Source organism: Streptomyces sp. NPDC018019 (assembly GCF_044327805.1).
Lineage (GTDB): Bacteria > Actinomycetota > Actinomycetes > Streptomycetales > Streptomycetaceae > Streptomyces.
Map to the genome: position 1 here is coordinate 261,935 of NZ_JBIRGD010000014.1, position 7,203 is coordinate 269,137.

At 74.9% G+C, this 7,203-nt stretch carries 5 protein-coding genes; all 5 read right to left on the bottom strand.

Annotated elements, in window-relative coordinates:
- Window positions 1–5: 5 nt before the first annotated feature.
- Entirely contained in the window at window positions 6–1,730 is a 1,725-nt protein-coding gene (locus ACH4FX_RS23910) for a hypothetical protein (RefSeq protein ID WP_398482059.1), read from the bottom strand.
- Window positions 1,727–2,431 (bottom strand): ABC transporter ATP-binding protein, encoded by a 705-nt coding sequence (locus ACH4FX_RS23915; protein WP_398482061.1) that lies wholly within the window; start codon window positions 2,429–2,431, stop codon window positions 1,727–1,729. Before ACH4FX_RS23915 ends, ACH4FX_RS23910 begins: the two co-directional genes overlap by 4 nt.
- 61 nt (window positions 2,432–2,492) lie before the next feature.
- On the bottom strand, window positions 2,493–3,230 hold the full coding sequence (locus tag ACH4FX_RS23920; protein WP_398482063.1) for a hypothetical protein: 738 nt from the start codon (window positions 3,228–3,230) through the stop codon (window positions 2,493–2,495).
- Between the two features lie 496 nt (window positions 3,231–3,726).
- Window positions 3,727–5,196 (bottom strand): catalase, encoded by a 1,470-nt coding sequence (locus tag ACH4FX_RS23925; protein ID WP_398482065.1) that lies wholly within the window; start codon window positions 5,194–5,196, stop codon window positions 3,727–3,729.
- A gap of 252 nt (window positions 5,197–5,448) precedes the next feature.
- Window positions 5,449–7,104, bottom strand: a complete 1,656-nt coding sequence (locus ACH4FX_RS23930) for a thiamine pyrophosphate-binding protein (protein WP_398482067.1) — start codon at window positions 7,102–7,104, stop codon at window positions 5,449–5,451.
- Between the last annotated feature and the right edge of the window lie 99 nt (window positions 7,105–7,203).

Sequence of the window (7,203 nt, forward strand, 5' to 3'; positions counted from 1 at the left end):
ATCGCTCAGTGCCGGACGAGGCGGTCCGCCGAACGGGCGGCGAAGAAGAGCAGGCCGGCCGTCAGCAGCGCCGCCATGAGGGCCATGTGCAGCACCGAGCGCGCGTCCGGGCCGTGGGTCAGGGCCGTGTTCAGGACGAGGGTGAGGCCGGTGACCGAGACCAGTGGCCCGGCCGCGTACCAGGCGGCGAACAGGAACGGTCCCGGGCCGCCCATCGGTGTGGCGCCGCCGACGAACAGCAGGTCCGTGCGGGCCGGGCCGCGGCAGGCGCCGAAGACCGCCGCCGCCGCGAACGGCCCGGCGCACAGCGGCATCAGCAGCAGCGCCCAGCCGGCGCCGGCGAGCGCGTACGGTACGGCCGCCAGCAGCCCCAGCAACGCGCCGAGCACCGCCGGCACGATCGCGTGGTGCAGCATCAGCGTCCGCAGCCGGAACGGCGACCAGGCCGCGCGCCGCGCGTCGTCCGTCTCCAGGCGGGCCGGTTCGGCGAGCGCACCGACCGCGGCGTACCCGCACAGCAGCCCGACGGCCAGGCCGAGCACGCGCCGCTCGCCGACCGGTCCGGCACCCAGGCCCGCCGCCGCACCGGCGGCGGCCGTCCAGACGACCGCCCGTCCCAGCCGCCCCGGCATGCGCAGCAGTGCCAGCAGATCGCGCCAGACCACGACCAGGGACCGGTGCGGTGGCGGCGGCAACGTGACCCGGCGTTTCGGCGCGTCGCCGCCCGCCTCCAGGACGGCCAGCTTCGCGGCCCGCAGCTCCAGGGCGAACACACCGGACGTGACGGCCGACGCCGTCGCCGCGCGCCCGCGCAGCTGCGCGTTGGGCACGTGCGCGGCGTCCCGGTGCGCGGACACGACCGCGAAGGCGGTACCGGCCGCGAGGAGCGCGAGCGCGACGGGCCAGCCCGGAGCCTGCCCGCCGGTCACCGCCACCACCGGCTGCGCTGCCCAGCCCCACGGACCGGACCACAGCTCGGCCTGCTCCAGGGGCGCCCAGCGGTGGCCGCTCCAGGCCAGTGCCGCCTGCCCGGCCGCCAGCGCCAGAAGCAGGACGGCGGGCGCGGTCAGGCGCCGCACACACCGTGCCGACCACGGCCTGCGCTCCACCGCCATGCCCAGCGACACGGCCAGCAGGGGCAGGCAGACCGCGGCCGGGAGCGTGGCGGCCAGCGCGCCGCCGAAGGACGCTCGCCCGGTGACGCGCAGGACGACGGCCGCGGCCAGTGCGGCGAGCGCCCCCGCGGCCACCACCAGTACGGCGGACCGCCGGAAGGCGGGCCGCAGTACCGCGCCGCGCCGTACGGGCTGCGCCAGCAGCCACCCGGCGGACGGCCCCGACACGACCACCGGTCCGCGCCACAGGGCGTCGCGCGCGGCGAGCACGGCCAGGGCGAGGGTGCCGGCGACGAAGGCGGCCGGCAGGGAGCGCTGGAGGTCCGCGCCCAGGCTGCCGTGGTCCGCGCCGATCTTCAGCGACCGCAGGAAGCGGTAGGCGTAGCCGCTGCCGTAGCCGAGCACGGCGAGCACCACGCAGTACGCCAGGACCGCCCGGTCGCGGCGGCGCTGCCGCTGGTGGTCCCGGCGTTTCGCGCGCAGCCAGCGCAGCGTCTCGGCGGTGCGGTCGTCGTCCCGCTCGTTCCAGACGGGCGGCTCGGTGGCCTCCTCCGGAACGGCGGCGCTGCCGTTCTCCGCCGTACGCGGGCCCGTCTCCGTACCGCGCGCGGTCATGAGCGCACACCCAGCTTCCGGAGCACCTGCGCCGGGTCCCCCTGCTCGACCACCCGGCCGTCCTCCAGCGCGATCATGTGGTCCGCGACCTCCTCGGCCAGTTCCGCCTGGTGGGTGGCGAGCAGGACGGCCACGCCGTCCTCCTTCTCGGCGACCAGGAGGGCGGCGAGGCGCGCGCGGGCGTCCGGGTCGAGCCGCTGCTCCGGTTCGTCCAGGACGAGCAGGTCGCGCGGCCGGACCAGCGCGGCGGCCAGCAGCAGTGACTGCAACTGACCGGAGGAGAGCGAGTTCGGCAGGGCGTGGGCGTGGTCGGCCAGCCGGCGGTCGGCGAGCACCTGGTCGATCCAGGCCGCCGCGTCCTCCACCGCGTGCGCGACGGTGACGAGTTCGAGGTGTTCGCGGACGGTGAGGTCCGGGTAGCAGGCGACGCTGTCACCGACCACCGCGACCCGCGCCCGTACCTCCGGATCGTCCTCGGCGACCGTACGGCCCGCGAACCGGGCCCGGCCGCCGGACGGCGCGTCCCGGCCGCAGGCGATGCGCAGCAGGGTGGATTTGCCGGACCCGTTGTGCCCGAACAGCGCGGTGCAGCGGCCCGCGGCCAGGTCGAGGTCGATCGGGTGCAGTGCCTGCCGGTCGCCGTAGCGCCGGCTGACACCGCGCAGTTGCAGCAGCGCGGGCGCGCCGTTCCTCGCCGTCATCGGGCCTCTCCGTACGCTGGTCGGGACGTACCGACCCTAACCAGCGCCGCGGCGCCCGCCCCTACCGGCCGGTGGCGCCGTCCCTGATCAGCTCGTCGGCCGGGTCGTTGACCGGCTGCGGGGTGCCGGTGAGATCCATGACGAACAGCGGGAGGTGGAGCGCGTCGGCGCGGGCGCGGGCGTCGCGGGAGTAGCCGGCCAGGGAGAAGCAGACCGCGATCGCGGAGTCGTTGAGGCCGTTGAGCCACAGGCACTCGATCTCCCGCAGCTTGGTCGCCCGGGTCGTCGGGTCCACCTGGGCCACCACACCGGTGCCGCGCAGGTCCACACCGGAGGCGGTGCGCTCCTGCACCCGTGCGATGTCGGTGAAGCCGAGCCACTTCAGGTACTGGGCGGCGGCGGTGACACAGTCGCGGGCCGTACGGATGGTGACCGGGCGGAAGGCGGGCCGCAGCACCGGCGCCGGGCCGGACGGTCCGTCGGCCGCGGCCGGGGCGAGGCTGCCCGGGGGCCGCGGATCCTGCGGGGGCGGGGTCGGTACGGGGACGACGGGGAGCCGGACCACCGTGCCGCACACGCAGCCCGACTCCGGCGCCGGCCACTCGTCCACCCGCCCGCAGGTCTCGCAGCGCACCTCCACCCAGGAGCTCTGCCAGGTACGGTGCAGGATCTCCGTCGGCACGCCGCCGCGCAGTACCGGCAACGTCAGCGGGGCCCCGCAGGCACACGGGAACGTGGGCGGGGTGAAGGCGTTCTCGCGGCGGCACGTCGGGCAGCGCACCGGCACGCTGTCGGCCATGGCGGCTCCCGGCAGGTAGGGCGGCGGACAGGTTCCGCTGCCGTCCATGGTCCCCCGGCGGCGGGCGTTGGGGGGAGGCTCACGGTGGGAGCCCGACAGTACCGCAGGGATATGCGCGGGGACCCGGCTTTTCCCGGATCGTGCCGGACCGGGTGCGCGAAGGGAACCACCGGGTCCGGGTGAGGGTGCCGCCCGGCGGCACGGGAGATGGGCGCGACAGGACGATCGCACCGCCGGGCGGGGCTTGGGGAGGGGCGGGACGCGGGCTCCGCGGCCCGGGGAGACGGACCGTCCTTTCCTTGCGGACGGACACGACCACCGCACTGGCGTCTCCCCGGGGCACCGGGCCCGACGGGCCGGCGGCGCCCCGGATTCCGTACGGCCGCGGAGCCCCGCGTCACCTGTCCGTACCGGCCGGCCACCCCTCAGCGGACCGGCCGGCACGGACGCGCGAGGGGCCGGACCTCCCGTCCGCCCTCCGCGCTGACCGGGGGAATCAGTCCTCGCGCAGCTCGTGGACCTTGGCCTCGACGCGCTTGCCGTACTCCGGGTCGGCCGCGTGGAAGTGGGCGAGGTTCTTCTCGACCACGTCGTCGCGCGAGACCTGTGCCAGGCCCCCGGCGATGTTCGCCACCAGGCGGTTCTTCTCGTCCTCGGACATCAGCCGGTACAGCTCGCCGGCCTGGAAGAAGTCGTCGTCCTTGGAGTGCGCCGGGGCCGGGTGGGTGCCGGCGTGCCCGGTGACCGGGAGCGGCGCGGACAGCGGCTGGTCCGACTGGACCGGGCCGTCGTAGGAGTTGGGCTCGTAGTTCTTGGCGTGCCGGCCGTAGGCGTTGGCCGCCATCAGACCGTCCCGGCCGTAGTTGTTCGCCACGGTCGCCTTCGGCGCGTTGACCGGCAGCTGGGTGTGGTTGACGCCCAGGCGGTAGCGGTGCGCGTCGGCGTAGGCGAACAGCCGGCCCTGGAGCATCTTGTCCGGGGACGGGCCGATGCCGGGCACGAAGTTGTTCGGCGAGAACGCGGCCTGCTCGACCTCGGCGAAGACGTTGTCGGGGTTGCGGTCCAGGACCAGCCGGCCGACCCGCTGGAGCGGGTAGTCGGCGTGCGGCCACACCTTGGTCAGGTCGAACGGGTTGAAGCGGTAGTCCGCCGCCTCGGCCGCCGGCATGATCTGCACGTACAGCGTCCAGGACGGGTACACCCCGCGCTCGATGGACTGCAGCAGGTCGGTCTGGTGGCTGTTGGGGTCCTTGCCGGACAGCTCGGCGGCCTGCTCGCTGCTCAGGCAGCGGATGCCCTGGTTGGTCTTGAAGTGGTACTTGACGAAGAAGGCTTCGCCGGCGGCGTTCGTCCACTGGTAGGTGTGCGACCCGTAACCGTTCATGTGCCGGTACGAGGCCGGGATGCCGCGGTCGCCCATCAGCCAGGTGACCTGGTGGGTCGCCTCGGGGGAGTGGGCCCAGAAGTCCCAGACGTTGTCCGGCTCCTGCTTGCCGGTGAAGGGGTCGCGCTTCTGCGAGTGGATGAAATCCGGGAACTTCAACGGGTCCTTGATGAAGAAGACCGGGGTGTTGTTGCCGACGAGGTCGTAATTGCCCTCCTCGGTGTAGAACTTGACCGCGAAGCCGCGCGGGTCGCGGGCGGCGTCCGGGCCACCGAGGTTGTCGGCCACGGTCGAGAAGCGGATGAACAGGTCGGTGCGTCGGCCGACTGCGCTCAGGAAGTCGGCGCGGGTGAAGGCGGTGACGTCGTCGGTCACCTCGAAGTACCCGTACGCGCCCGAGCCGCGGGCGTGCACCACCCGCTCCGGGATGCGCTCGCGGTTGAAGCGGGCGAGCTTCTCCAGGAGGTGCTGGTCCTGGAGGAGCAGCGGGCCACCGACGCCGGCGGTGGCGGAGTTCTGGTTGTCGGCGATCGGGGCGCCGGCCTCCGTGGTGAGACGGCGCGTCGTCGTGGGCTTCGGCATGGTGACCTTCCGTACGAGAACGCGGAAGTCGGCTTCCGCATGTTGGAGCGTAGGGAGCGCCCCCACCAGCGTCAACACTTTGTTGAAAAGTTGCCGGGCGGTGCGGGGGCGGTGCAGGAGTGATGCTGAGGGCGGTACTCAAGGCGCTGCTGGGGAGCGGCTTTCGGGCGCGCTCGTGGGGTTCCCGGCGGCGGCGCCTGGGCGCGACAGGACAGGTGTCGGCGCCGCCGCCGGGAAGTCTTCGGACCGGGATCAGCCCTCGGCCGGTGTGCGCGGGCGCGGCACGCCCGCGGTGAGCAGCTGCGTGGGTGTGGTGGCGTGCACTTCGGCCGTGGTCCGCGCGGTGGCCAGCAGCAGGACCGGCCGGGCGGTCGTCACGGCCTCCTTACAGGCCCAGATGGCCGCCGAGCGGAGGTCATCGGGGTCGTCGGCCCGGTGCGCCGAGCAGCCGTACGCCCGCATCAGCTCCAGCGCCTCCGTGCCACCCCGGCCGCCGGGACCGATCGCGGCCAGCACGAACGGCAGCTCGTGCCGCGCCGCGACCGCCAAGGCGTCCGCTACGTGGCGCAGTTCGTGTACGCGGACGAGTGCGACGACCGCGGTGTCCCGGTGTCCCTGTGCGTCCAGGGCCATCCGTACGCCGATCGCCGCCGGCACCGGACGGCCGGGTGGCCCGTCCCGGCCGCACGCCACGTACCGGCGTGCGCCGTGGTCGGCCCGGCGTGGGCCGCCGCAGAGCCGGTACAGAACGGCATCGGTGACGAGATGGGCGGCGTGGCCGTCCGCGGCCACGGCCTCGGTGATCACCCGGCAGGCCGTCAACGGGCCGCCGGTCGGGGGCCGGTGATCGGTGAGCGCTGCCCACCGGCCACCGTCGGCCTGTGCGCCGCGCTCCTCGGCCGCCGCGAGCAGGGCTTCGAGGGACAGGAGCAGATCGCAGACGAGGGCCGTGCCGGAGCCGCCGGGCGCCGCGCGACCGTCGCCGTCCGGGTCTGCCCGCCGTGGCGCGGCATCGACCCGCACCACCGTCCGTCCGCCCGCGCTGATACCGCCGGTCTCCCCGCCGATGCCGAGCGCGAGGACGAAGTCCGCCCGCGGGTCCGGCACTTCGGCCGTGCCCGCGTACAGCTCGTGGTCCTCTCCCACGCAGCCCCGGGCCCGCGGCGTGACCTGGAACGGTACGCCCAGGTACGTCACCAGCTCGCGCAGTGCCGCCCCCGCGCCCGCGGCCCGCACACCGCGGCCCGCGAGGACCAGTGGGCGCCGGGCGGCCAGCAGCAGGTTGAGGACGGCTGCGACGTCCGGCGGATGCGGGGCGGTGGTGACCGGCGGCCGGGCCACCGCGGCGTACGGGATGCCGTGGTCGGCCGTCCCGTACGGGAGGTAGACCAGAACGGGCCCGGGGCGCCCCTCCCGCGCGGTCCGGAAGGCCGTGCGGAGAGCCTGCGGAATGCGCGTCGGGTCCTCGACCCGTACGGCGCACTTGGTCACCGGCCGGGCCGACCGGACGAGTTCGGCGGCCGGAACCGTCGGATCGTCGCGGCCGGGCGGCACGGTCCGGCCGGTCACGCAGACCAGCGGAACCGCGTCCGACCATGCCGCGCGGAGCCCGTCGAGCAGCCCGCCGAGGCCCGTCCCCCGTCCGGGCCCGGACCGCTCGAACCGCTCGGACCGCTCCGGGACCGCGACGACGACACCGGTCCTCCCGCTCGTACGGGCCCAGCCGTCCGCCATGTGGACCGCGTCCTGCTCATGACGGGCCATCAGGTGACCGAGGCCGTCGGCCTTTTCCAGCGCCCCGTACCACGGCAGGGCCGTGGCGCCGGGGGAGCCGAAGAACTGGTCGGCGCCCTCGTCCCCGAGGATCTCGACGGCCGCCCGTACGGCGGGAATCCGGGTCGTCACCACGGTGTCAGCCGGTGGTGTGGCCGGAGAGGCGTTCGACGCCGCGCAGGAGGGCGGAGTGGTCGAGGTGGCCGTCGCCCTGGGCGCGCAGGGCGGTGATCA

What these genes read in the sequence shown, in the direction of transcription:
- ACH4FX_RS23910 (WP_398482059.1), bottom strand. Translation starts at nt 1,730, where the DNA reads ATGACCGCGCGCGGTACGGAGACGGGCCCGCGTACGGCGGAGAACGGC.
- ACH4FX_RS23915 (WP_398482061.1), bottom strand. Translation starts at nt 2,431, where the DNA reads ATGACGGCGAGGAACGGCGCGCCCGCGCTGCTGCAACTGCGCGGTGTC.
- ACH4FX_RS23925 (WP_398482065.1), bottom strand. Translation starts at nt 5,196, where the DNA reads ATGCCGAAGCCCACGACGACGCGCCGTCTCACCACGGAGGCCGGCGCC.
- ACH4FX_RS23920 (WP_398482063.1), bottom strand. Translation starts at nt 3,230, where the DNA reads ATGGCCGACAGCGTGCCGGTGCGCTGCCCGACGTGCCGCCGCGAGAAC.